This is a genomic window from uncultured Kordia sp. (genome assembly GCF_947496985.1).
Classification (GTDB): Bacteria; Bacteroidota; Bacteroidia; order Flavobacteriales; family Flavobacteriaceae; genus Kordia.
On the sequence record NZ_CANMEZ010000002.1, the window covers coordinates 170,929 to 196,684 of the forward strand.

The following is a 25,756-nucleotide window of genomic DNA, read 5'->3' on the forward strand; positions in this document are numbered from 1 at the left end:
TGCGCTTTTTATAGTTTAATATTTACTCCGAAAGTATATATAGCTGGTATTGGATACGTTTGTCTATCTACACCATTTGCTACTTCTGGACTAAAACCGTTGTATTTAAATATTGTTAGTGGTCGTTCTGCGGTAAAGGTTAGTTTGAATTCAGGCATATTTTCACCCAATTTTTTCAATGGTATTGTGTAGGCCAATTGTACATTTTGAATTCTAAAGAATGATCCATCTTCTATAAAAAATGTGCTTAACCTTTGGTTCCATGCTTTTCTACGTCCGGCAGAAGACGGATACGAGTTTGTAGTTCCTTCTCCATGCCATCTATTTGTTGCAAAATCAGCATCTATATTAGTATCATTTGTAAAAATAACCTCACCACGTTTACGATTAAGGATTTCATTACCTGTTTGACCAGCTATTGCTAAAGAAAAGTCAAAATTCTTATAAGAAACTTGTAAATTTCCACCGTATGTAAACTCTGGCAAATAAGATCCTATGACTACTCTATCTTGATCGTCAATAATCCCATCATTATTCTGGTCTTTGTAAATAAAATCACCAGGCTCTAAATTATTATCTACTGCTATTGGATCATTTGCTACTTGAGTGTCATTTTGGTAAACGCCTTCTACTTCCAGCCCAAAAAAGGCTTCAACTGGTTCGCCTAGGATAGATCTTTGGCGAAATTCTGCGCTACCAGTATCTAAATAACCAAGATTATTGTTGATTTTGGTCATTTTATTTTTAAGCGTTCCTATGTTTCCATTTACTGAAAAACTCCAATCTTTATTGAGACGTTGACTCCAACCAGCTGCAATTTCAAAACCTGTGTTACGCATTTCTCCTGCATTTTGTAAAACTGTGTTACCAGCTATGGGCTGTATTACAGGAATTACTAATCTTTTTGTATCTCTTGTAAAGTAATCTACTTCTAATGATAATCTATTATCAAAAAGTTTAGCACTAATTCCAACATTGGTTTCTTCTAATATTTCTCTCTCTAGATCAGTAAAGTTGTTAGTACTTATAATACCATTCGTTAAAAGATCATTAATTGCAGTAGTTAACGTAGAGACTGTTCTTGTGCCTGCACTACCTGTAAGAGCTCCATTTGGTAGTTGCCCCCAACTCCCTCTCAGTTTTAAAAAATTAATAACACCATTATCCTGCATGAAGCTCTCCTCAGATATAACCCAACCTGCACCTATACTACCAGTACCTAACCATATTTCTTTTGGAAATCTACCGTCTCCTTCATATCTATATGTGGCATTAAATAGGTATTTATTTTTATAATTATACTCAACTCTAGATAAGTAGGCAATTGAGTATAAACGGTCACCATTTCCAATTACTTGATTTGCAAATGAACCCGGATCAGCAAAATCTAGAAACCAAGAACTTTCTAGATCAATTCCAGTAATATCATCTCCTGTAACTTGTAGTGTCTCAAATTGTTGATCTCTATAAGAAGCTCCTGCAATAGCCGTTAAGTTATGGTCACCAAAAGTATCTGTATATGTTAAAATATTATCCCAGTATTGATTGGATGAGTTGAATTCTGCTCTTCTAATGGAAGATACCGCTCGTTGCGAGTTCTCTGAGATGAAATAAGGTAATCTTACATTTCTTTCAGACGTTGTGTTATAGTCATGACTATAAAACGTTTTAAATTTCAATTTCTTTGGTATCAAAGAATATTCAATGAAAGCACTTGTTAAAACACGTCTTTGTTTTACTCTGTTATTGTTAAAAGTCATTACGGGAAATGGATTTTGAGCACCTCTGTACCCTAAAAGTGTCGCATCTGAAAAAGCGGTTGGTGTAGCGTTTTCATTTTGAGTATCAAATACTGGAAGGATTGGCACAGCAAAATATGCTTGAAACCAAGCTCCGTTTTCAGGATTTAACCTTGTACTATTACTAAACAAAGCATTAGCTCCGACTCTAAATCTTTCTGATAATTTTACTTCAATATTTGACTGAACATTAAATCGTTCATATTCATTTTCCATATCTAGAATACCTTCTTGAGAAAAATAGCTCGCATTGACACCATAGGTAGCACTTTCTGTACCTCCCGTAACTCCAAGACTATGACTTGAAATAGGCGCAACCCTTAGTATTTCTCTATACCAGTCAGTATTTACGTTTGGAAGATTTGGATTAATTCTACTTCTCCCATAGCGTTGTATAGCATTTGCAACAAACTCTATATCTGCTTGAGAACCGGATTCTAGAGCCATCGTTACAAACTGCTCTGCATTTGCCATTTTAACAACATTCTGAGCTCTTTGATAACCAGTATATCCACTATATGTAAAAGTAGGTTTGCTATTCAGTTTCCCTCCTTTGGTTTCTATGACAATTACTCCATTTGTACCTTTTTGACCAAAAATAGCTATTGATGATGCGTCTTTTAAAACAGAAATACTTTCAATTTGACTATTGTCTAAAAAATCAATATCATCATAAAATACTCCATCAACAACATATAAAGGACCTCCTCCTGCAGAAAAAGAATTGACTCCACGTATTCTTACCGTAGGTCCTGCTCCAGGAGAACCATTACTCGTTATTTGTAGTCCAGCAACTTTCCCTTGTAATGATTGCACAATATTACTATTAGGCGTTTTTTCAATATCTTCAGCTTTCACAGTTGAAATTGCTCCAGTTAAATCTATTTTTTTCTGAGAACCATATCCCACAACAATAACTTCTTCTAGAGAATTAGCATCTTCTTCCAAGGCAATGTTAATAATTGTTTGATCGATTACTTTAATAGTTTGAGACTTGTATCCCAAATAACTAAAGCTTACTTGCGCTCCTGATTGAAGAGTGATTGAATATTTCCCATCAAGGTCAGTTGATGTTCCCCTAGATGTACCATCGACAATTACACTAACACCCAATAATGGCATTCCATCATTGGCAGATGTTACTAAGCCGCTTATTTTTTTTTGTTGACTCCAAGAAACTAGAGTAAAGCAAAGTAATAATATACTAAGTTTAGCTTTCATAATTAATTAAATAGAATAGTTGATTAATTTTTGGCAATTTATAACCTTATCAACAAACTTATAAATATGGTTTTACACTTTAATTACGCCAAAATTTCACGCTACCACAGAAGCCAGCAAAAACAGTGACTTGACGTAGTGTTAGTTTGAAGAATGAATGCGAATGAAGTTTATTTTTTAATAGAATGACGTAGTAATGAAGTAGTAAAAAAGTGCAGTTTTCGTAATTTTACTACATATTTATTTAATATTTAATAAATAATCAGTTAATGAAATATCATTTTCTAAACTTAATTTCTTCTTTAAGCGATATCTATGTGTTTCTACGCCTCTTACCGAAATATTCATTAAAGGTGCAATTTCTTTGTTTGTTAAATTCATTTTGATGTAGGCACAAACCTTCAAATCTTTGGAAGTTAAAATGGAATTTTGCTCTTTTAATTTTGCAAAAAATTCATCATGTACTTGATTGAAATTTTCTTCAAATATTTCCCATTCGTCTTTGTGTTCAATAGAATTATTTAGCTTTTTGATAAGTTTTTTGTAGGAGAAATGATCTTGAAATTTATCTTTATTAACAGCTAGTTCATTTTTAATATCTTGAAGTACTTCATTTTTCTTCACTAAGGCCATAGCATTATTTGCCAATTGTTTACTTTTTATTGTTATTTCATTCTGTAATGATTCATTCTTTAATATTACAATGTGTTTTTCATTTTCCAGTGTTTTTTCTCTTAAAAGCTCTTCTTGCTCTTTTTGATGTTTGACTACCATCAAATGCTGCTCTTTACGAATTTTTCTTTGATGTAAATAGTAAAATACGCCTATCAATCCTACTATCAATAATGAATACAATGTTATTCCTGGTAATCCTTTGTACCAAGGAGGTGAAATATCTAGTTTTATAAGACTTTGCTCAGATGTATTGTTTAAATCATCTTTTGTTCTCAAAAGAATATCGTATAAGCCGTAGTTAATATTACTTAGCCTAAGGTTACTCTTTTCTATTTTATACCATTCTTTATTTAATGAAGGTATGCTGTATTCAAAAAAATGATTTTCAGACTTTGATGAAGAGAGTTCTATATCGATACTTTCATCATGCTTTAATTCAATAGTCTCTAATTTTTTTTCGGATAATAGAACGGCTTTACCATTAATTCGGACAGATTCTATTTTTGGTTTAAAGACCATAACCGAATCTTTAGAAGTATTATTTATAAGTATAAAACCGTTATTTAGGTTTAGAGCATAGAGTGAGTCATTTATTTTGGAGACATGTTCATAATCTACGATATACCTATTCTTTATAAAACTATTATTTATCTTTCTTTCTTCATTACTATCATTAATATATTTAAACCGTATTACTCCCGTTTTATCCTTGAGAACTATAGGACTCATGGATTCTTCTGATATGATATAGGTGTTTTTCCCAAATTTCTCATCTAGCAATTTAAAAGGAACAATGGAGTCTAATATTGGTTCGTATCGTTGCCAGCCATAATTCGTTTTAAAAACAATATCATTTTTTAAATTATAGACTCTCGGATTATATTCAGAATCTAATCCTTTTTTTCCATAGTTAGTCACTTTAATTATGGTATCAAAAGATTTGCTAAAATCAATTTTGTAAACACCTTTGTATGCATGCGCTACCCATGCTGTATGTGAATTTTCAAAGACTAAAAACCTTGATGGAATTGTAGTCTTTCCCATGTGTTTAACTTGCCATTTTCCATTTTGCAATTGAAACTTTATTAAACCTGCATAAGTACCTTGAATATATAAATTTTCATGTTCAGGCACCTTATGAATAGTCCATCCTCCATTGAAATCAGATATTTGCTTTATTTTATTTTTGTTAACTATAAAAGTTCCTTCATTGTGACCACAGAATAAATAGTTGTCAATAATTTTCAAATCCCAAACCTGTCCTTGAGAACCATTTACAAAATGTAATTTACCACTCTTATCTAAATAGAAAAGTCCTGTATTGGTTCCTATATAAAGTAAACCTTTATGCTTAACGACATCATACACAGCACCTAACTTACCCGAAATATCATTAAAAAAATAGTTTGTGTTCTTTAAGTCAATTGCAGCTATTCCATTGTCTAGACCAAGCCATAATTTATGATCATCATCTAGAAATTGACCTAACACAGTATTGTTTAAAAGTCCATTCTCTTTACTAATATGAAATTTTATAGCACCTTTACTGTCTGCTATATAAATACCATCTTTTATAGTTCCCAAGACCATGTCTCCGTTATTCAGTTGCGTAAACCTGTTTAACTGATGTTGCTTTATTTTATCATTAAAAGCATAATTTGTAGGTATTAGCTTGCCTGAATTTAAATAATAACTTCCTTTCAACGAAGTCATGATTACATATTGATTTTCTTTTTTTACAATAGAGATGATATTTGTATCCTGAAAGATTTCACTTGAAAAGAAATGTACTAAACTTTTATTTTCTAGTTTGTATATCCCATGATTTAAAGTTGATACTAATAAGTCATCATCAACTAAGGATAAAGATATTATTGCTGAATTAGAATGAATTCTATTTACAGTTTTAAAGTCATATACATAAATGCTTGCAAAGGATCTAAATATAATTTTATCTTTATAGCTTAAAATTTGCCATATTTCTTCATTAGCCGCAATTTCAGATTTTATTAAATCACTTAATGATGTATACACTAACTCTCGATACCCATTCTTTTTCCAATAACCGAACTCTTCAAAAGAACCTGCGAAAATTAAATCATCATGTGTTAATATAGATCTTACAGTTGTTTGATTAGGCAGTTGAAATAATTCCCAACCTATACCATCATATTCTAATAAACCAATATTATTTGCTACATAAACTTTTCCTTCATCAGATCTACATACATCCCAATTCTGATTACCTGCTAGATATTCTGCTATAGAATAATTATTAATATTAGGAGAAAACTGACCGTAACAATTTATTTGAAGAATAAATGCAAGGAGTAAGAAAATTGATGTTTTTTTCATTCTATATTATTAGGAAAATATTTTGAAAGTTTTTTAACATTAAAAACTCAGGACAATCCTACTTATTAGACTTTAACAATTAAAGATCAACTAAATTAAGAAAAAAATAATGATAAATTTCATATTTTTGTAATCACAAAGACGCTCTTTTTAGAACCTGTTTTACTCTGAGCAATTTAAACAGGAATATGGGTGGTCAACTTCACAGGAATGCGTCATCGTCTATTAAATGGATATAAGAATACAAGAGACGAAAAGAACATTCCAATTATTGTTCCAAGTGATAAAGCACATGTGGTCAGAAAAGCATTTGAGTGGAAAGCAAATGAAAACTTATCTAATGTGGAAATTCCGAAACAATTAGAAACGTATGGACTACGGAATCACGTATGATCGAAAACAAGATGTAGTTCGAACCCAAAAAGTAAATTCAGCATTTGAATTAACGCGTTCGTTATCAATAATTTTCAACAAAAATAAAAGCGGACAAAAAAACAAGAATGTTAATTTGTCCGCTCCTGTGACCGCGAAGGGATTCGAACCCCCAACCCTCAGAGCCGAAATCTGATATTCTATCCAGTTGAACTACGCAGCCAAAACTTCCACGAAAGAAAGAATCTTATTAAAGTTTATAATTTGTGAACTAGTTTGAAAGTTTTGCTTTTACAATAGAAGAAATTGATTTTCCGTCAGCTTGTCCTGCTAGTTCTTTAGATACAATTCCCATCACTTTCCCCATATCCTTCATTCCAGAAGCTCCAATGTCATCAATAGTCATTACAACTACTTTTTCTATTTCTTCTGCGGATAACTGTTCTGGTAAAAATTCACTAATCACTTCTGCTTCATCTATTTCTGGCAAAGCTAAATCTTTACGATCTTGCTCTAAAAATATAGCCGCACTATCTTTACGTTGCTTTACTAATTTTTGCAATAATTTGATTTCATCTGCTTCAGATAAATCTTCTCCAGTTCCACTAGTTTTTGCTAAAAGCAGTTCTGATTTTACAGCGCGTAAAGCTCTTAAAGCAGTTTGATCTTTAGCTTTCATCGCTGTTTTCATCGCCGTCATTATATCTTGTTGTAATCCCATGATGTCTTTGTTTTAATGCTGTGAAGATAAAAATTAAACCCGAAAATAGAACAGCAATTTCCGGGTCTAAAAAACATATATAATAGTACTAAATCTAATTAGTCAACGTTATCATGCAAAAAAGAATTGTTATTTCTTAGTTGCATATCATCATTACTATCCGTACCTAAACTGGTGCGGGAAGCCGTATCTGATAAATTATTTTCATTAAGCTCAATTCCTGCTCTTTTATAAGCTGGTTGCTTCTCAATTTCCTCAATACGAGAGACACTATTGTTAAATTTATAATTAAATTCTTTTAATTTTTTTCTACGCTCATCAGCTCTATTTTTTAAGCTTTCTTCAATGGTAGCGTTAAACGGATCCGCTTCGGCAGTATCTTGTGATTCTTGAACCGGTTCTGCAACTATTTTTTTCTCAAAAACAATGCCATCTTCAGCAGCTTGTGGAATATTTTTCTCAGAAATTGCTTCTTCTTCCATATAATCATCCAAACTGTAACGTGTGACACCTTTGTCATGAACTTCTGTCACAGGAATTACTTCCACATGATCATTTACTTCTATAGCATTTACCTCTTCTGAAGTGAGTTCAAATTTAATAGTATTCTCTTCTTTTTTAGTTTCTGCTACAGTAGGATTTGCCAATGGCATATCAAATGTAAATGCAATCTGATTTTCCTCTTCTTCTTCTTTCGTTTCAGCAACTACAAATTCAGGTTCATTCACTTCTATGTTACGAATTTCATCCGTCATTGATGTAATAATGAACTCCTCTTCAACTTGTGCTTGAGGCGCTTTTACTTCTTCATATACAACATTTATGTTTTTAATGATTTCAGACGTTGGAATTAAATTTACCGTTGCTGTATCATCTAGTAATGAATGACGAATTACTTCTGCCTTTTTAGGTGTTTCTTCAACAGGTTTTTGCACAGGTATGTTTGGTGTTACTACCGATGTTGATTTTGTTGTTAAGTTTTGTACAGCAGGTTGATCATCTTCTAGTGTATGAATCACTTTTTTAGATTCTGTATTTACGATTTCATCTTGCTGATCAACATCGAAACCCGTTGCGATAATCGTTACCGAAACAGCATCTTCTAAAGTTTCATCTTCTCCAACTCCCATGATGATATTTGCACTACCACCAGCTTCTGTTTGAATATGATCATTGATTTCTCCGATTTCATCAATCGTAATTTCTTCTGAACCAGAAACGATAAGCAACAGTACGTTTTTAGCTCCTGCAATTTTGTTATCATTTAATAATGGAGAATCTAACGCTTTCATAATCGCTTCACTTGCTCGGTTTGCACCAGAAGCATTTGCAGATCCCATAATAGCTGTTCCACTATTTGATAACACAGTTTTCGCATCGCGCAAGTCAATATTTTGCGTATAATGATGCGTTATTACTTCTGCAATTCCTCTAGAAGCCGTAGAAAGTACTTCATCTGCTTTAGAGAATCCTGCTTTGAAACCTAAGTTTCCGTATACTTCTCTTAGTTTGTCGTTATTGATTACGATTAACGAATCTACATGCGAACGTAGTTTTTCAACTCCGACACGTGCTTGTGTATTACGCATTTTCCCTTCAAACTTAAAAGGAATCGTTACAATACCAACGGTTAATATATCTTTATCTTTGGCAAGTTTTGCAATTACTGGAGCAGCTCCAGTTCCTGTTCCTCCACCCATTCCAGCAGTGATAAATACCATTTTTGTATTGGTATCTAGCATTGTGCTAATGTCTTCTATACTTTCCAATGCCGCTTTTTCTCCAACTTCCGGATTGGCTCCTGCACCTAATCCTTCTGTTAGTGAAACTCCTAATTGTATTTTATTAGGCACTGAACTGTTTTGTAGCGCTTGTGAATCTGTATTACAGATTACAAAATCTACTCCTTTTATTCCTTGTTGGAACATGTGGTTGATGGCGTTACTTCCGCCACCGCCTACACCGATCACTTTGATTACATTTGATTGGTTTTTTGGCAAATCAAATGAAATGTTTCCGAATTCTGTGTTGCTACTCATAATTCTTTAACTGGTTTTTTATTATTCTGCGTTATCTAAAAAATCTTTCAACTTATCGGCCCATTTCTCAAAGATCGATTTACGTTCTTTTTTGGGTTCCGATTGTATTGGAGCACTGTTATTGGTATGTTCTGCGTTGTCTTCAATAGCAAATTCTGCTTCCGAAATTGTTTCTGTAGGTGGTTCCACAACTTCTTCTTCAACAACGACTTTTGATTGGTTTTCTACTGCGTTCATTACTAACCCGACAGCTGTTGCATATAATGGACTCGCCATTTCTGCATCAGAATCTCCTGCCAAATGTTCGTTTGGATAGCCTATTCTGGTATCCATTCCTGTAATGTATTCTACTAATTGCTTCAAGTGATTTAGTTGACTTCCGCCACCTGTAAGTACTATTCCTGCAATTAGTTTTTTCTTTTGTTCTTCATGTCCGTAATTCTTAATTTCTAAGTATGCTTGTTCTATGATTTCAACAACACGGGCATGAATGATTTTTGAGAGATTTTTTAATGTAATCTCTTTTGGTTCTCTTCCACGTAATCCAGGAATTGACACAATTTCGTTGTCTTTGTTTTCTCCTGGCCAAGCAGATCCAAATTTTATTTTGAGTAATTCTGCTTGTTTTTCTATGATAGAACAACCTTCTTTGATATCTTCTGTAATCACGTTTCCGCCAAATGGAATTACTGCCGTATGGCGAATGATTCCATCTTTAAAAATAGCTAAATCTGTCGTTCCTCCTCCAATATCAATTAAAGCAACTCCTGCTTCTTTTTCTTCTTGACTTAATACTGCATTGGCAGATGCTAATGGCTCTAAGGTGATTCCGCCTAAGCCTAAGCCTGAACTTTTTACACATCTTCCAATATTTCTGATAGATGATACTTGTCCAACAACTACATGAAAATTAGCTTCTAGTCGTCCGCCATACATTCCTATTGGTTCTTTTATTTCGGCTTGACCGTCAACTTTGTATTCTTGCGGAAGCACATGAATAATTTCTTCACCAGGAAGCATTACTAATTTATATACTTGATTGATTAGCAGATCAATATCTTCTTCATCTATTACTTCATCAGCGTTTGCACGTGTGATGTAATCACTGTGTTGTAAACTACGTATATGTTGTCCTGCAATTCCAACGACAACTTCATTTATTTTGTAATCAGAAACGCTTTCAGCTTCTTGTACTGCTTGCTGTATGGATTGAATGGTTTGTGTAATATTATTTACGACACCACGATGCACACCAAGACTCTTGGATTTTCCTAATCCAAGAATTTCGAGCTTACCGTATTCATTTTTTCGCCCAATCATTGCCACAATTTTTGTGGTTCCTATGTCTAATCCTACTGCGATGTTATTGTTTTCCATGACTTATTTTTTGGTGCATACTACTTGATTGGTAAATTTTAAATCAACTTTCGTATAATCATTCAACGTTTTATCTTTTACAGCTTTTTTGTAAAACGCTTTCAAATTATTCACCTTCTTTTCTATGTTTTCAACTTTACCAAATAACACAACGAAATCATTCGCTCTTAATTTTAGATTGAATGTGAAATTTTCATTTTGTATGATGGTGACAACATTCTTTTTCAGAAAATCATCTTCAGCAATATATTTAGCTAACGTATATACATTTTTCAACACTTTTTTATCAACTTTTCCTTCCACAAATGGAACATGAGCCGAAGAAACTTTGGATAAAGGCATCGCCTTCCCTTCTGAATCAATGTAAAAAGAGTCTTTGTTTGCGATACGTGCTATTGGTGTTCGCTGTTTTATTTTTGCACCAAGAGTCCCATTTACAGACAGATACACTTCTGCATCTTGAATCATTTCGTTTGCGCGTAAACGTTCCTCCAGAACATCCAAATCTAAGCGATCTTTTCTTATGTTCGTAACACTATCATTATTTTGTATTAACAATTTATTAACCATCGAACGCGTGATGAAATATTGCTCTCCATCAAGGTATTTTATATCAGGTTTTCCTATAACACGTGTTGCATTTCTATTCGCCGAAAAGGCATATAAAAATATCAATACTGCTATGATAGCAATTCCTTTTATGAGATTCCAATTAACTTTCAACTGTTAATGCATTTTTAATTTTTAGTACTTCTGCTCCTATATCTCCAGCACCAACTGTAAGTAAAACATCCGTATTGATTTCTTTTATGTAATTGATCAAATTTTCTTTAGCAATCAATTGTTTCTGATCATTTTTTATTTTGCTTAATAACCAACTTGACGTAATTCCTTCCATTGGTTTCTCCCTTGCGGGATAGATTTCTAAGAGACTGATTTCATCAAACTGCGCCAAACTTTCTGCAAACTCATCTGCAAAATCTTTTGTTCTACTAAATAGATGCGGTTGAAATATTGCCGTTACTTTTTTAGCTGGATACATTTCACGAACCGCTTGATGCAATGCATTTATTTCTGTTGGATGATGTGCATAATCATCTATAAATACAAAATCATCTGTTTTTATTTGATATGAAAATCTTCGTTGCACACCTTTAAAACTTTTCATCGCTTTGGCGAGGCGGCCGGTTGGGGTTCCTATTGTGTCCGCCATCGCAAAAGCTACTAGTCCGTTTAACAAGTTGTGTCGTCCGGGCAAATGAAATTGTAAGTCTTCAATGATTTCTGTAGGTGTTACAATATCAAATTTATAAGCACCATTTTCGATACTTATATTTTTTATATGATAATCTGATGATTCTTTAAACCCATAAGTGATTCCAGCTAACTCAATATCTTCTTGCACAAATAACTTTCCGTTTGGCTTGATACATTTTGTGAATTCTATAAACGAATTTTGCAATGCTTCTTTTTTACCATAAATATCTAAGTGATCTGCATCCATAGATGTGATACAAGCAATATCTGGCGAAAGCTGTAAAAATGAACGATCAAATTCATCCGCTTCTACAACCGTGATTTCAGTTCCTTTTAGAATTAGGTTTGAGTTATAATTTTCTGCAATTCCGCCTAAAAAAGCTGTCACATCCGTTTCAGATACTGCTAGTAAATGTCCTAAAATGCTTGAAGTTGTTGTTTTTCCGTGTGTTCCTGCAACTCCTAGACAAAAGGTGTCTTTTGTAATTAGCCCTAAAACTTCTGCTCTTTTGTATATGCTAAAATCATTTTTTCTAAAATACGTCAGTTCCGAGTGTTCACTTGGCACTGCTGGCGTATAAATAATGATTGTATTCTCTTTGTTTAGGTATTGAACAGGAATTTCCGTTACATTATCATTTGTTGAAACCTGAATTTCAAGTGCCTCTAAAGCGTTTGTAATTTCAGTTTTCGTTTTATCATATCCCGCTACATTTTTGTTATTGAATTTGAAATAGCGTGCCAAAGCAGACATGCCGATTCCGCCAATGCCTACAAAATAAACGTTATGTATGTTTTTTAAATTCAAACTCACTTATTTTTTTAATAACTTTTCTACTTCATCCACAATGGTTGCCGTCGCATTTGGCAAGGCTAGTTTTTTGATTTCCTTACTAAATCTTTCCTGCATTTTTTCTGATCGCATTAATGCTCTAAATTCTTTTTCAAACTTTTCATCTAGTTCATTTTCCCGAATTAGGATTCCCGCGCCTTTTTCTGTGATTGCTAATGCGTTTTTGGTTTGATGATCTTCTGCAACATTTGGTGACGGAATTAGTATTACTGGTTTCCCTACAATACATAATTCTGAAACAGAACTTGCTCCTGCTCGTGATATAATGATATCAGCGGCAGCATATGCTAAATCCATTTTGTTTACAAATTGATGCACTTGCACATGCGACAATTCATTGTGTTTTTTATAGTGCTCATAATAGAATTTTCCGCATTGCCAAATCAGTTGCACTTTTTGCTCCCCAAAGAAATCTAGTTCTTTTTCGATCAACTGATTTATTCGTCTCGCACCTAAACTTCCACCAATAATCAAGATTGTTTTTACACCTTCTTGCAATTGAAAAAATGTGGTTCCTTCCGTTCTTTTGCTTTCTATTTCTAATAAATCTTGGCGCACAGGATTTCCTGTTTTAATGATTTTCCCTTTCGGGAAGAATCGCTCCATGTTATCATACGCGACACATATTTTTCGCACTTGCTTTCCCAGCAATTTATTTGTGATTCCTGCATAGGAATTTTGTTCCTGAATAATCGCAGGTATTTTTTTTCCTGAAGCAACTTTCAACAACGGTCCACTTGCAAATCCGCCCGTTCCGATCACAACATCTGGCTTGAACTTTTTTACTATTTTTCGTGATTTCCACAAACTACTAATTAGCTTAAAGGGAAACATTAGATTTTTCAATGATAAGCTTCGTTGCAGTCCAGAAATCCATAATCCTTCAATTTTATAACCTGCTTGCGGCACTTTCTCCATTTCCATTCGATCTTGTGCTCCTACAAATAGGAATTCAGAGTTTGGATAGCGCTTTTTTAATTCGTTCGCAATTGCAATCGCAGGATAGATATGTCCTCCTGTACCACCACCTGATAAGATGATTTTATATGATTGCTCTTCTTTATTCATTTATTTGTTAATTCAGTACCTTATTAAATCAAAAATCTACACTTCACCCCTGCACACACCTTATAAAGCCTCACTAAGCACAGCTAACGGGTTTTCGTCTTTTTCCTGCTGTTCTAATATTTCTTCTCGTTTTTTACTCACACTTAGTACAATTCCTATGGCCAAACAGGTCATCCAAATGGACGTTCCTCCACTACTAATTAATGGTAAAGTTTGCCCTGTTACTGGAAATAATTCTACTGCAACTGCCATATTAATTAGTGCCTGAAATACGATTGGCAAACCGACACCTATGGCTAATAATTTTCCGAATATGGTATCTGCCTTGTGCGCCACAATGACAATTCTGAATAACAGTAATAGATATAGAAATAGTAATGACAAAGCTCCTATTAAACCATATTCTTCCACAATAATGGCATAGATAAAATCCGAAGAACTTTGTGGCAATAAGTTTTTCATAACACTTTTTCCAGCTCCAACACCTACAACACCACCACTAGCAATGGCAATTTTTGCACGTTCAATTTGATAGTTTGCTTCTTTATTACTTTTATCTCCGCTCCAATAGTTACTTACACGATTTTCCCATGTTTGTATTTTAACTTGTATAGGTCCTGGAATTACCCTACCAACTACGATAAACAGTAAAAGTCCTGCGATACCAACTCCTACAATTCCTAGTAAATATTTCCACGGATAACCTCCCAAGAAACACAACATCAATACCATTGAAAAGATCATTGCCGATGTAGAAAAGTTTGCTGGTAATATTAACCCTACTACTAAAAAAACTGGCACCCACAATGGCAATATAGTCTCCTTAAATGTTACTACTTTTTCCTTGATTCGAGATAAATATCGAGCTACATAAATCATTAATACAACACTCGCTAAAGTTGATGTTTGAAATTTGATTCCAACAAATGGTATACGCATCCAACGACTTGCATTAGCGCCTCCAATTGTTGTTCCTTGCGCCAAAGTATACGCCAAGAAAATTAACACAATAGGAATCATAATAATAGACAAACCTCTAAAATAATGATACGGCATTCTATGCACTCCATAAATGATCGCAAACCCTAAGAATAAGTGTGACGCATGTTTTATAAGGAATTTCAATGTATTACCATCTCCGTATAGATATGCCAGATTACTACTGGCACTGTATACAGGTAAAAACGAGAACAAAGCTAGTAAGGCAACTACTGCCCAAAGCGCTTTATCTCCTTTTATATTTTTAAAGATGGCATTCATATGTATATTTTCTTTTTTTTACAGACTTCTTACAGCGTCTTTAAATTGCTTTCCTCTGTCTTCATAGTTTTCGAACAAGTCGAAACTTGCACATGCTGGTGATAATAATACATTATCTCCTTTGTCTGCAATTTTGTGTGCAATTTTCACCGCTTCACTCATAGAAGTTGTTTCCACCATTAAATCGGCAACTCTTCCAAATGATTCGATGATTTTTGAGTTTTCAACTCCTAAACAAATAATTGCTTTTACTTTTTCATGCACTAATGGCAATAAGTCTGAATAATCATTTCCTTTGTCAACTCCTCCAACGATCCAAACCGTTTGTGTTGTCATACTTTCCAACGCATAATATGTTGCATTGATATTAGTTGCTTTAGAGTCATTGATATATTGAACATTTTGGATTTTCAATACTTTTTCTAAACGATGTTCTACACCTTGAAATCCAGACATACTTTCGCGTATGGTTTGCTTCCTTATGTTTAACAGTTGTGCAACTGCCGAAGCAGCCATTGCATTTTTTGTATTGTGTTTTCCTTCTAGCGCTAGCGAGTCCGTTGGCATAGTTATTGTCTTATTTTGTATCGTTAGTATTATATTTTTATCTTCTATATATGCACCATTTTCAAGTTTTTTTTCTAATGAAAACGGTATTAATGTTGATTGAACAGGGTGTTTTTCTAGCCAGTCTACAATGACTTTATCATCGGTATCATAAATGAGATAATCTTCCGAAGTTTGGTTCATTGCAATTCTGAATTTAGATGCGATATAGTTTTCAAATTTGTATTCATATCGATCTAAATGATCAGGTGTAATATTGGTTATCACAGCAATATGCGGCTTGAATTTCACAATTCCATCTAACTGAAAACTACTTATTTCCAAGACATATAAATTGTAGTTTTCTTCCGCCACTTGCTTTGCAAAGCTGTCTCCAATATTTCCAGCCATTCCCACATTGAATTCTCCTTGTGTTAGCACATGATTCGTCAACATCGTTGTGGTTGTTTTTCCATTACTTCCTGTGATTCCCACAATAGTTGCATCTGTGTAATTTGCTGCAAATTCTATTTCGGAAATCACAGAAACTCCTTTAGCAGCTAATTCTTTTACTAATGGAACCGTATCTGGAATTCCAGGACTTTTCATCACAACATTTGCATTTAGAATTTTTGCTTCCGTATGCTGTTGCTCTTCCCATTCAATTTCAAACTGATTTAGAACGTTTTTGTAATGCACTTTAATTGTTCCTTTATCAGAAACAAACACTTCATAGCCTTTTTTCTTTCCCAAGATTGCAGTTCCCACACCGCTTTCTCCTCCTCCTAATATGACTAATCGTTGTTTTGACACTACTGTATTATTCTTGTTGTTTTATTAATTCGTTTGTTTGGTCTTCGAGTGCCTCAGACCGCATTTTTATTTTTACTTATCTAAGCTTCAACGTAACAATAGTTAGAATTGCTAATAAGATTCCAACAATCCAGAATCGGGTTACAATTTTACTTTCGTGATAGCCTAGTTTTTGATAATGATGATGTAATGGTGACATTAGAAATATTCTTTTTCCTTCCCCAAATTTCTTTTTAGTGTATTTAAAATAACTTACCTGTATTACAACCGATAAATTTTCGGCCAAGAAAATTCCACAAAGGATTGGAATTAACCATTCTTTTCGAATTGCAATCGCAATTACTGCGATGATTCCTCCAATGGTTAAACTCCCTGTATCTCCCATAAACACTTGTGCCGGATAAGTATTATACCATAAGAACCCTATTAACGCCCCCACAAATGCGGCAATGTAAATGGTAATTTCTCCAGCCCTTGGTATGTACATTATATTGAGATATTCCGAAAAGATTAGGTTTCCAGAGATCCATGCAAATATTCCCAACGTCAGCACAATGATGACCGAAGTTCCTGCGGCAAGCCCATCAATACCATCAGTAAGATTTGCGCCATTCGATACTGCTGTAATGATAAATATGACAATTGGAATAAAGATTAACCATGCATATTTTGCATAGTCTGGATTTATCCATGTGATTAGTTTTGCATAATCGATCTCATTGTCTTTTACGAATGGAATTGTTGTTTTTGTGGAGCGTTTTTCTTCTCCAAATTTCTTTGTAGGCGCATCAGCATTCATGACAATTTCTTGTTGCTGACCAACTGGTAACTCTTCACGAATTGTTACGTCATTATGAAAAAACAAGGTTGCTCCAACAATGATTCCTAATCCTACTTGTCCTAGAACTTTGAATTTCCCTTTTAGCCCGTCTTTATCATTTTTAAATTTTTTGATATAATCGTCTACAAACCCGATAATTCCCATCCAAACCGTTGTAATCAATAGTAAAATGATGTATATATTTTCAAGTTTCGCAAACAACAGTACAGGTATCAGCGTTGCCAGTATGATGATAATTCCACCCATGGTTGGCGTTCCGGCTTTTTCTTTTTGACCTTCTAAACCTAAATCACGAACCGTTTCACCAATTTGTTTTGTACGCAAATACGCAATGATTCTTTTCCCATAGATTGTAGAAATCAACAACGAAAGAATTACAGCCATGGCTGCCCTGAAACTCAGGTACCCAAATAAGGATGCGCCAGGAAACTGGTATTGCTTTTCGAGATATTCAAATAAGTAGTATAACATATTTCTTTGTTGTTGCTCGGTTATTCGTTTAGATTGTCTAGTATTACTTTCGCGATTTTATAATCATCAAAATCAGTTCGTTTTCCGTTTACTTCCTGATACGTTTCATGTCCTTTTCCTGCAATGAGAATGATGTCATTTTCTTTTGCCATTTGACACGCTGTTTTAATCGCCTGTTTACGATCTGTGATCGAAAGCGTTTTTTTATAGTTTTGCGGCTCTACACCTTTTTCAATCGCATCAATGATAATCATAGGATCTTCACTTCTAGGATTGTCTGATGTAAAAATTGCTTTTGTACTTAGTGCTGACGCGATGTTCCCCATTTTTGGACGTTTTGTTACATCACGATCACCTCCGCAACCAACAACTGTAATTAATTGTTCGTTTCCTGTGCGAATGTTATTGATCGTTTCCAGCACATTTTTTAAAGCATCTGGCGTATGTGCATAATCAATAATTGCTGTGATTTTGTTTTTTGTGATAAAATACTCGAAGCGACCGCTTACACTTTCGAGTTCACTAATCAACCTTAATATTTCTATTTCTTCCAACCCTAACAATTCCGCTGTAGCGTAAATAGACAACAGGTTATACGCATTAAAACTTCCAATAAGTTTAGCCCAAACTTCATTATCATTTATCTTTAATAATAATCCTGCTAATCTATTTTCTAAGATTTGCGCACGATAATCAGCATAGGTTTTTAATGCATATGTATATTTTTTAGCTTTGGTATTTTGCAACATCACCAAGCCATTCTTATCATCAATGTTTACTAAACAGAAAGCTTCTTTTGGCAATTCATCAAAGAATTTCTTTTTTACATCTCTATATTCTGCAAACGTATCATGATAGTCTAAATGATCATGCGATAGATTTGTAAATATTCCACCTTGAAACGTGAGTCCAGCTGTTCTTTTTTGATGAATTCCATGTGACGAAACTTCCATAAAACAGTATTCCACACCTTCATGATTCATTTCCTCCAAATACTTATTGATTGTTAATGAATCTGGTGTTGTATGCGTCGCTTTGTATTCTTTATCATCTACCAAAATTTTTACCGTAGATAGCAATCCGACTTTGTAACCAGCTTTTTTGAATAGTTGATACAATAAGGTTGCAATTGTTGTTTTCCCATTCGTTCCTGTAACACCGATCAACTTTAGATTTTCTGAAGGATTTCCATAATAGTTTGATGCCATTATTGCCAACGCACTACTTCCATTATCTACTTGCACATAGGTAATTCCGTTGATAATTTCTTCTGGAATTTCCTCACAAATCACTGCAACTGCTCCTGATTTTATTGCTGTACTGATATAACTGTGTCCATCAACCTCGTATCCTTTGATTGCTACAAACACATCATTCAATTGCACTTTACGGGAATCAAAAACAAGTTCACGTATCGCAATTGTCGTATCGCCAGTTACGGCTTCGATCTGTACTTTATATAATATGTCTTTTAGTGTTTTCACGATAATTCTAGTACAATTCGTTTTTGTGATCCTATTTTTTTACCAGCTTCCAAAGATTGTTTAGTTACTTTTCCTTCTCCATTGATTTCTACCCGTAAACCCAAGTTTTCTAATAATGGAATTGCATCCATCGCAGGCATTCCAATAACACTTGGTATGATGGTTTCGTATTTTCTTGATTTATCTAAATAATCTTCAAAGCTTTTCTCTACAACTCCATGCACTTCATCAATACTTTCCACTTGATCAAATATTGGTGTATCCGTATAGATTTTGTGTGCTATTTTTTTGAATACAGGTCCTGAAACATCCGCTCCGTAGTATCCAATTTTTCTATCTGGTTCGTGAATCACTACAATGCATGAGTATTTCGGATTTTCTACAGGAAAGAATCCTGAAAAAGTTGAAATGTATTCTTTGTTATCTTTAATGATGTAATTTTTTTGACATGTCCCGGTTTTTCCTGCCATAGAGAAATCAGGAGAATACAATCCATTTCCTGTTCCATGCTTTTTCTCCACCACATTTTGCATCATTTTGGTCACTTTCGCTACCGTTTCTTTAGAACATATTGACGGATTGATTACTTCTTTTTCAAATACTTTTTCGCTTGCATACCAGTTTTCACGGACTGCTTTTACAAATCGTGGACGCACCATTTCTCCATCATTTGCGATTGCATTGTAAAACGTTAATGTTTGTAATGGTGTTAATGAGACTCCGTATCCAAAAGCCATCCATGGCAATGTTGTTCCAAACCAACCTGTTTTATCATTCGGGTGTGGAATAATTGGCGATCCTTCTCCTGTGATTGGCAAACCAAGCTTATCATTTAGCCCCATATTATATAGGCGATCCACAAATTTTTTAGGGTTTTTACCATAGAAATCAGTAATTATTTTTACAACTCCTGTATTTGAAGACACTTCAAAAGCTTCCGAAGCTGAGATTTTTCCGTACCCTTTATTATTAGAATCACGCACAGTTTTCCCATAAAATTTCAGTTTTCCATTTCCTGTATCAACCACGTAATTACTATCAATCACTTTATCTTCTAAAGCCGCCACTATAGCCATTAGTTTGAATGTAGAGCCTGGCTCATGAGATTCTCCAACAGCATAATTAAGACGTTCGTAATATTTTCCTTTTGTGTTTCTACCCAAATTTGAAATAGCTTTTATTTCGCCTGTTGCTACTTCCATTACCACTACACAACCGTGATCTGCTTTGTATTTTTCCAATTGCTCTAATAATGCATGATGTGCGATATCTTGGATATTTACATTTATAGTTGAAATGATATCAAAACCATCTTTTGGTTCTAATTCATTATCTCCAGAAACAGGCTTCCATTGTCCTTTGGCTATTTTTTGTTCCAAGCGTCTTCCTGCTTTTCCGCGTAGGTATTCGCCAAAAGCTCCTTCCAATCCAACTCGTGTATAATGTCCATCATCATCTTTACGCTCATAACCAACCGTACGTTCTGCAATTCTTCCAATTGGATGTTCTCGAACCGTTTTTACTTTATCTATAAATCCCCCACGATTTGCACCGCGTTTAAAGATTGGAAATTGTTTGATTCGAATGTATTCTGCATAACTTAATTTTCGAGCGATTCGGAAATACCTGCTTTTGTCTTTTCGTGCTTTGCGCAATGTTCTTTCATAATGCGAAGAAGATTTGTCAAACATTTTTGCTAATGAATCCGCCAGCGGTTTTACATTGTCGACAAATACTTTTTCTTTTACCGTAACGGCATCAAAGAAGATATCATATTTAGGAACAGACGTTGCTAATAAGCTTCCATCATCTGCATATACATTTCCACGGCTTGGCTCAATAGTAGCATTTCTGAATGATTGATCCTGTGCCATTTTTTTATACTCGTCACCATCTACAAATTGAATATTAACCAATTGTACGACAACCGCTATTGCGAAGAGAAACATACCTCCTGCGATAAAATATAAACGATTTAATATGTTCTTGTCGGTTACTGGCATTTATTTTATTGTTGTGACTTTACTCTAATTTTTTTTGGCGGATTTTCAGAAGGTGCCAATCCTTTTACGGCTACTTTTTCTGTGATGTAGGATTCAAATTTTAGTTGTTGCAGTGTCGTCCGCGCATCTACAAATTCACTTTTCAACTCTTTTACTTCATCATTGAGCTTTGCGATTTCATGTACTTTTTTTTCCGCCCAATGCGAACTCGCAATCATAATTAATGCTAAGAAGGAAGCAAAAACGATGAATCTCCAATTTTTAATTGCATCATCATTGATGAGAAATCTACCTTTTAATATGTCATAGATACCTTTTTTCATCTTTTACAGCCGTTCTGCTACTCTTAGTTTGGCGCTGCGCGCTCTGTTATTTATTTTTATTTCTTCGTTTGACGGAATAATTAGTTTCCCTACTTTTTTAAAAGGAACATCTATTCTTCCGTAGAAATCTTTTTCTGGCTCACCTTCAAATAATCCACTTCTAATGAAGCGTTTCACTAAACGATCTTCTAATGAATGATAGCTTATCAAACTGATTCTTCCGCCTTCATCTAATAATTCTTGCGTTTGTAATAGAAATTCTTTTAAGACTTCTATTTCTTGATTTACTTCAATTCTAATTGCTTGATAGATTTGCGCTAATATTTTATGTTCTCTATGATTTGGCAAAAAACGTTTTAACGCAATTCTCAATTCTTCTGTTGTTTTTATAGGTGCTTCTTCTCTTGCTTCTACAATGCGTGCTGCGATTGATTTTGCATTTCGAACTTCACCATATAGTGATAGTATTGAGCGCAATTCATTTTCTTCATATTCATTTACCACATGAAATGCTGAAATTTCACCTTCTTGATCCATTCGCATATCTAAATCAGCTTCAAATCGCAATGAGAATCCACGTTCAGCTACATCAAATTGATGTGATGAAACTCCAAAATCACCTAAGATTCCATCTACTTTTTTCACACCATAAAAGCGTAAAAACTTTTTTAAATGTCTAAAATTCTGACTGATCAATGTAAATCTTGAATCGTCAATTGCGTTTTCTAATGCATCTTGATCTTGATCAAAAGCATATAGTTTTCCGTGTTCACCTAGTCTACTCAAAATTTCTTTTGAATGTCCGCCACCGCCAAAAGTCACATCAACATACACTCCATCCTCTTTGATATTGAGGCCGTCAACCGTTTCTTTTAATAAAACTGGATTATGATATTCCATCTGCATCGTCATTTCCCATTACTTCTTCTGCTAAATCTGCTATGCTGTCTGCTGAATCATCAATAGCTGCTTCATATTTTTCTTTATCCCAAATTTCTATGATATTTATTGCTGATGACAGCACAATTTCTTTTTTGATTCCTGCAATTCCGATCAAATCTTTTGGAATTAACAAACGTCCAGCTGCATCAATTTCGATGATTTTTACGCCAGCTGTAAACTTTCTGATAAAATCATTGTTCTTTTTTTTGAACCGATTCAATTTGTTTACATCTTTCATTGCCGAATTCCATTCGTCCATTGGATACAATTCCAAACAGGTTTCAAATAAGCTTCGTTTCACCACAAAACCTTGCTGCAACACAGGAGACAACTGCTTTTTTATAGCAGCTGGCACAAGCATTCGCCCTTTGGCATCTATCTTGCATTCATATGTTCCAATTAGATTTATCACTCTGAAATGTGGTTTATACACTTTAAGATTCAAATATATTGAAAATTTTACCACATTTTACCACTTTTTACCACATTGTTAATAAATTTTTCTTTTTAACATAAAAAAAAGAGGTAACCAAACTGAAAATCAATTTTTTGGTGCGTGGTAAAAACCTTGAGAAAGCGCGTTTATTTGTACTATTTTTAGTATGTTTTGATACATTAAAAAAAAAGCACTTAAATAATTACGAAATGCCTATATTTGTCTCTTGTTAAAAACTGATAGCCGTTAATGAAAGAAAGCTTTAAAAAGGAAGGTAAATTCAATTATCTCGAAGTGGGAGAAGGGACACCTATCGTTATTTTACATGGTTTAATGGGCGGATTGAGCAATTTTGAAGCTGTAACTGAGAGCTTTTCAACCAAAGGATATAAGATTGTAATCCCTGAATTGCCTATTTACACAATGCCTCTTTTGAAGACAAACGTGAAGAATTTCGCGAAATATGTCAAAGAATTTGTACTTCACAAAAAACTCGACAAAGTTATTTTACTTGGAAATTCACTTGGTGGTCATATTGGACTGTTAGCTACTAAATTATATCCTGAATTGGTAAAAGGTTTAGTAATTACTGGTAGTTCGGGATTGTACGAAAGTGCCATGGGTGATGGATATCCGAAGCGTGGTGATTACGAATTTATTAAAAAGAAAAGTGAAGATGTTTTTTACGATCCTGCTGTAGCGACAAAAGAGATTGTAGATGAAGTTTTTGCAACCGTAAATGACCGTAGTAAATTGGTTAAAACGTTAGCAATTGCCAAAAGTGCTATTCGTCATAATATGGGTAAAGATTTACCTAAAATGAATATTCCTACTGGAATTATTTGGGGGAAAAATGATACTGTAACACCTCCAGATGTCGCTGAAGAATTCCATGAATTACTTCCAGATTCAAATTTATATTGGATTGAAAAATGCGGGCATGCGCCAATGATGGAACACCCAGAAGAATTTAACGAGCATTTGCAAGATTGGCTTACTAAACGAAACTTTTAATCGTTATGAAGATTAAATCAGCGGAATTTATCATGAGTAATTCGGACGTAGCCAAATGTCCTAAGAATTCAATTCCTGAATATGCTTTTATTGGTCGTTCTAATGTTGGAAAATCTTCATTGATCAATATGCTGACTCAACGTAAAAGTTTAGCAAAAACCTCTGGAAGACCAGGAAAAACACAGTTAATTAATCATTTTAAGATTAATAATGAATGGTTTTTGGTCGATTTACCAGGTTACGGATACGCACGAGTTTCAAAAAGCACTAAGAAAGTTTTTCAAAAATTCATAACAGAGTATTTTAACAAAAGAAGACAACTCGTTTGTGCTTTTGTATTAGTTGATATTCGTCACAATCCTCAAAAAGTAGATTTAGAGTTCATGCAATGGCTGGGCGAAAATCAGATTCCTTTTTGCATTATTTTCACGAAAGTGGATAAATTACGTCCTTCACAAATTGATAAGCACGTAAATTCATATCGGGAAAAATTATTAGAAGATGTCTGGGAAGAAATGCCACAATACTTTATTACTTCTGCATCTAAAGCTGTAGGACGTGATGATGTATTAAATTATATTGAACAGATTAACCAAGATTTAAAAAATTCATAGCTTCCGTTTTTGACTTTATCAAACGAATAAGTTCTCCTGTACTTTCTATATTTTCAATTTCACTTTTCGGAATCCATTCTTTTATTTTTTGATTGTCTTCCTCTAATAGAATGACAGGATATTTTGTTTCTATCGGCTTGTATTTTGCTTCAAACTCATCACTGTGTAAAAATTCTAACGGAAGAGTTGTCTGCTCTCTAAATTTTTTCCATTGCTCGTTTTCCGAAAATGTATTATGTGTTATAGAACACAACTTGCATTGATATGTTTTTGGGCTGATTAGTTTATGTGCAATATCAAGCAAACTATTTATTTTACCTGATTTCGCATTATATATGAATATAATTTTAGCCATTTGAGTCTTAGGTGTTGGGTATTGAATCTTAAAAAGGTAACTTTTTTCTATTCAACATTCATAATTTGAAATATCTCATTACTTATCATACGTCGTATAAAATATACTTTCCTTTTCAACTTTAACATAAGTTTTATACTTTTAGTTCTCCAAAACTCAAAACCATGCAAGCAACTACCATTAACGAAGTTATTTCGTTCTTAGATGAAATCATTAAAGAGAGTAAAGAAAAATCAAGTACGATGGGCTACTTTGCGGCTTTGTATCAAAAAGTGACCTGTAAAGTTAAGGAAGGCATTGAGAATGATTTTTTTGATGATAATCCACGCATGGAACGTTTGGATATTATTTTTGCGAATCGATATTTACAAGCGTATACAGATTATAAAAATAATACGCCGCCAACAACTTCATGGCAACTTGCATTTGAAGAAGCTGACAATTATTGGTTGATAGTGTTGCAGCACTTATTGTTAGGCATGAATGCACATATAAATCTTGATTTAGGAATTGCTGCTGCAGAAGTAATGAAAGGTAAAAATATTAATGATTTAAAGGATGATTTTGATAAGATTAATGTGATTTTAGGCGAATTGGTTCATGATGTTGAAAAAGAATTGTCGCTTATATGGAGAACTTTGGCTAAAATTATTAAAGCAACTGAGAAGTTTGATACTATTTTAATTGATTTCAGCATGAAACTTGCCAGAGATGGCGCATGGAAATACGCAACTTTATTAGCCGATTCTCCTGAAGTTGATTGGGCAAAATTAATTTCCGAAAGAGATGAGAAAGTTACCAAGAAAGCCCAGATTGTGAGCAATCCAGGATTTTTAATTCGATTTTTATTGAAGATTATCCGATTGGAAGAACGCGGTTCTATTGAAACAAAAATTGAGATTTTAGAAAAAGACTAA

At 33.9% G+C, this 25,756-nt stretch carries 21 protein-coding genes and 1 tRNA gene; 4 read left to right on the forward strand and 18 right to left on the reverse strand.

Going from position 1 to position 25,756, the window contains the following annotated elements:
- Positions 1-8 precede the first annotated feature (8 nt).
- Complete coding sequence (locus tag Q0828_RS05685) at positions 9-3,020, reverse strand: TonB-dependent receptor (RefSeq protein ID WP_298418467.1); 3,012 nt, start codon at positions 3,018-3,020, stop codon at positions 9-11.
- Positions 3,021-3,260: 240 nt separating this feature from the next.
- Positions 3,261-6,050, reverse strand: coding sequence for a LuxR C-terminal-related transcriptional regulator (locus Q0828_RS05690; RefSeq protein ID WP_298418469.1), 2,790 nt, complete (start codon positions 6,048-6,050; stop codon positions 3,261-3,263).
- 192 nt (positions 6,051-6,242) lie between these two features.
- On the opposite strand from Q0828_RS05690, the gene Q0828_RS05695 reads away from it, so the two are divergent.
- Positions 6,243-6,443 (forward strand): hypothetical protein, encoded by a 201-nt coding sequence (locus Q0828_RS05695; protein ID WP_298418471.1) that lies wholly within the window; start codon positions 6,243-6,245, stop codon positions 6,441-6,443.
- Positions 6,444-6,571: 128 nt separating this feature from the next.
- On the opposite strand, the gene Q0828_RS05700 is transcribed toward Q0828_RS05695, so the two are convergent.
- From Q0828_RS05700 to mraZ, 15 genes are all read right to left on the reverse strand, one after another.
- A tRNA-Arg gene (locus tag Q0828_RS05700) sits at positions 6,572-6,645 on the reverse strand.
- A 48-nt stretch (positions 6,646-6,693) separates the two neighbouring features.
- A complete protein-coding gene (locus tag Q0828_RS05705) occupies positions 6,694-7,143 on the reverse strand; it encodes a GatB/YqeY domain-containing protein (RefSeq protein WP_298418472.1) in 450 nt (149 codons plus the stop codon).
- 98 nt (positions 7,144-7,241) lie between these two features.
- The gene (ftsZ, locus tag Q0828_RS05710; protein WP_298418473.1) at positions 7,242-9,182 is read right to left on the reverse strand and encodes a cell division protein FtsZ; all 1,941 of its coding nucleotides are present in this window, start codon (positions 9,180-9,182) and stop codon (positions 7,242-7,244) included.
- A 21-nt stretch (positions 9,183-9,203) separates the two neighbouring features.
- Positions 9,204-10,559, reverse strand: coding sequence for a cell division protein FtsA (gene ftsA / locus Q0828_RS05715; RefSeq protein ID WP_298418475.1), 1,356 nt, complete (start codon positions 10,557-10,559; stop codon positions 9,204-9,206).
- Positions 10,560-10,562: 3 nt separating this feature from the next.
- Positions 10,563-11,282: a cell division protein FtsQ/DivIB gene (locus Q0828_RS05720; protein WP_298418476.1), complete on the reverse strand. Its 720-nt coding sequence runs from the start codon at positions 11,280-11,282 to the stop codon at positions 10,563-10,565.
- A complete protein-coding gene (gene murC / locus Q0828_RS05725; protein WP_298418477.1) occupies positions 11,272-12,624 on the reverse strand; it encodes a UDP-N-acetylmuramate--L-alanine ligase in 1,353 nt (450 codons plus the stop codon). The genes Q0828_RS05720 and murC overlap by 11 nt, the downstream gene beginning before the upstream one ends.
- A 6-nt stretch (positions 12,625-12,630) precedes the next feature.
- Entirely contained in the window at positions 12,631-13,737 is a 1,107-nt protein-coding gene (gene murG / locus Q0828_RS05730; RefSeq protein WP_298418479.1) for an undecaprenyldiphospho-muramoylpentapeptide beta-N-acetylglucosaminyltransferase, read from the reverse strand.
- Between the two features lie 60 nt (positions 13,738-13,797).
- Positions 13,798-14,997, reverse strand: coding sequence for an FtsW/RodA/SpoVE family cell cycle protein (locus tag Q0828_RS05735; protein WP_298418480.1), 1,200 nt, complete (start codon positions 14,995-14,997; stop codon positions 13,798-13,800).
- A gap of 18 nt (positions 14,998-15,015) precedes the next feature.
- Complete coding sequence (gene murD, locus Q0828_RS05740) at positions 15,016-16,356, reverse strand: UDP-N-acetylmuramoyl-L-alanine--D-glutamate ligase (protein WP_298418481.1); 1,341 nt, start codon at positions 16,354-16,356, stop codon at positions 15,016-15,018.
- 76 nt (positions 16,357-16,432) lie between these two features.
- Positions 16,433-17,668 carry a phospho-N-acetylmuramoyl-pentapeptide-transferase gene (mraY, locus tag Q0828_RS05745; RefSeq protein WP_298418482.1) on the reverse strand — a complete coding sequence of 412 codons (1,236 nt, stop codon included), beginning with the start codon at positions 17,666-17,668 and terminating at the stop codon, positions 16,433-16,435.
- A 20-nt stretch (positions 17,669-17,688) separates the two neighbouring features.
- Positions 17,689-19,152, reverse strand: a complete 1,464-nt coding sequence (locus tag Q0828_RS05750) for a UDP-N-acetylmuramoyl-L-alanyl-D-glutamate--2,6-diaminopimelate ligase (protein WP_298418483.1) — start codon at positions 19,150-19,152, stop codon at positions 17,689-17,691.
- Positions 19,149-21,155: a penicillin-binding protein gene (locus Q0828_RS05755; RefSeq protein ID WP_298418484.1), complete on the reverse strand. Its 2,007-nt coding sequence runs from the start codon at positions 21,153-21,155 to the stop codon at positions 19,149-19,151. The genes Q0828_RS05750 and Q0828_RS05755 overlap by 4 nt, the downstream gene beginning before the upstream one ends.
- A gap of 5 nt (positions 21,156-21,160) precedes the next feature.
- Complete coding sequence (locus Q0828_RS05760; RefSeq protein WP_298418485.1) at positions 21,161-21,478, reverse strand: FtsL-like putative cell division protein; 318 nt, start codon at positions 21,476-21,478, stop codon at positions 21,161-21,163.
- 3 nt (positions 21,479-21,481) lie between these two features.
- A complete protein-coding gene (rsmH, locus tag Q0828_RS05765) occupies positions 21,482-22,378 on the reverse strand; it encodes a 16S rRNA (cytosine(1402)-N(4))-methyltransferase RsmH (RefSeq protein WP_298418486.1) in 897 nt (298 codons plus the stop codon).
- Positions 22,365-22,832 (reverse strand): division/cell wall cluster transcriptional repressor MraZ, encoded by a 468-nt coding sequence (gene mraZ, locus Q0828_RS05770; RefSeq protein ID WP_298418487.1) that lies wholly within the window; start codon positions 22,830-22,832, stop codon positions 22,365-22,367. Before mraZ ends, rsmH begins: the two co-directional genes overlap by 14 nt.
- Positions 22,833-23,105: 273 nt before the next feature.
- Here mraZ and Q0828_RS05775 point away from each other — a divergent pair, with 273 nt between their 5' ends.
- On the forward strand, positions 23,106-23,870 hold the full coding sequence (locus tag Q0828_RS05775; RefSeq protein WP_298418488.1) for an alpha/beta hydrolase: 765 nt from the start codon (positions 23,106-23,108) through the stop codon (positions 23,868-23,870).
- A 5-nt stretch (positions 23,871-23,875) separates the two neighbouring features.
- Positions 23,876-24,484, forward strand: a complete 609-nt coding sequence (gene yihA / locus Q0828_RS05780; protein WP_298418489.1) for a ribosome biogenesis GTP-binding protein YihA/YsxC — start codon at positions 23,876-23,878, stop codon at positions 24,482-24,484.
- Here yihA and Q0828_RS05785 read toward each other — a convergent pair.
- Complete coding sequence (locus Q0828_RS05785; protein WP_298418490.1) at positions 24,459-24,839, reverse strand: GTPase; 381 nt, start codon at positions 24,837-24,839, stop codon at positions 24,459-24,461. The genes yihA and Q0828_RS05785 overlap by 26 nt on opposite strands.
- Before the next feature lie 164 nt (positions 24,840-25,003).
- Between Q0828_RS05785 and Q0828_RS05790 the strand changes: the two genes are divergently transcribed.
- Positions 25,004-25,756, forward strand: a complete 753-nt coding sequence (locus tag Q0828_RS05790) for a DUF5995 family protein (protein WP_298418492.1) — start codon at positions 25,004-25,006, stop codon at positions 25,754-25,756.

What these genes read in the sequence shown, in the direction of transcription:
- Q0828_RS05735 (WP_298418480.1), bottom strand. Translation starts at nt 14,997, where the DNA reads ATGAATGCCATCTTTAAAAATATAAAAGGAGATAAAGCGCTTTGGGCA.
- murG (WP_298418479.1), bottom strand. Translation starts at nt 13,737, where the DNA reads ATGAATAAAGAAGAGCAATCATATAAAATCATCTTATCAGGTGGTGGT.
- Q0828_RS05690 (WP_298418469.1), bottom strand. Translation starts at nt 6,050, where the DNA reads ATGAAAAAAACATCAATTTTCTTACTCCTTGCATTTATTCTTCAAATA.
- ftsZ (WP_298418473.1), bottom strand. Translation starts at nt 9,182, where the DNA reads ATGAGTAGCAACACAGAATTCGGAAACATTTCATTTGATTTGCCAAAA.
- Q0828_RS05705 (WP_298418472.1), bottom strand. Translation starts at nt 7,143, where the DNA reads ATGGGATTACAACAAGATATAATGACGGCGATGAAAACAGCGATGAAA.
- yihA (WP_298418489.1), top strand. Translation starts at nt 23,876, where the DNA reads ATGAAGATTAAATCAGCGGAATTTATCATGAGTAATTCGGACGTAGCC.
- Q0828_RS05760 (WP_298418485.1), bottom strand. Translation starts at nt 21,478, where the DNA reads ATGAAAAAAGGTATCTATGACATATTAAAAGGTAGATTTCTCATCAAT.
- Q0828_RS05755 (WP_298418484.1), bottom strand. Translation starts at nt 21,155, where the DNA reads ATGCCAGTAACCGACAAGAACATATTAAATCGTTTATATTTTATCGCA.
- Q0828_RS05785 (WP_298418490.1), bottom strand. Translation starts at nt 24,839, where the DNA reads ATGGCTAAAATTATATTCATATATAATGCGAAATCAGGTAAAATAAAT.
- Q0828_RS05685 (WP_298418467.1), bottom strand. Translation starts at nt 3,020, where the DNA reads ATGAAAGCTAAACTTAGTATATTATTACTTTGCTTTACTCTAGTTTCT.
- Q0828_RS05775 (WP_298418488.1), top strand. Translation starts at nt 23,106, where the DNA reads ATGAAAGAAAGCTTTAAAAAGGAAGGTAAATTCAATTATCTCGAAGTG.
- mraY (WP_298418482.1), bottom strand. Translation starts at nt 17,668, where the DNA reads ATGTTATACTACTTATTTGAATATCTCGAAAAGCAATACCAGTTTCCT.
- ftsA (WP_298418475.1), bottom strand. Translation starts at nt 10,559, where the DNA reads ATGGAAAACAATAACATCGCAGTAGGATTAGACATAGGAACCACAAAA.
- rsmH (WP_298418486.1), bottom strand. Translation starts at nt 22,378, where the DNA reads ATGGAATATCATAATCCAGTTTTATTAAAAGAAACGGTTGACGGCCTC.
- Q0828_RS05790 (WP_298418492.1), top strand. Translation starts at nt 25,004, where the DNA reads ATGCAAGCAACTACCATTAACGAAGTTATTTCGTTCTTAGATGAAATC.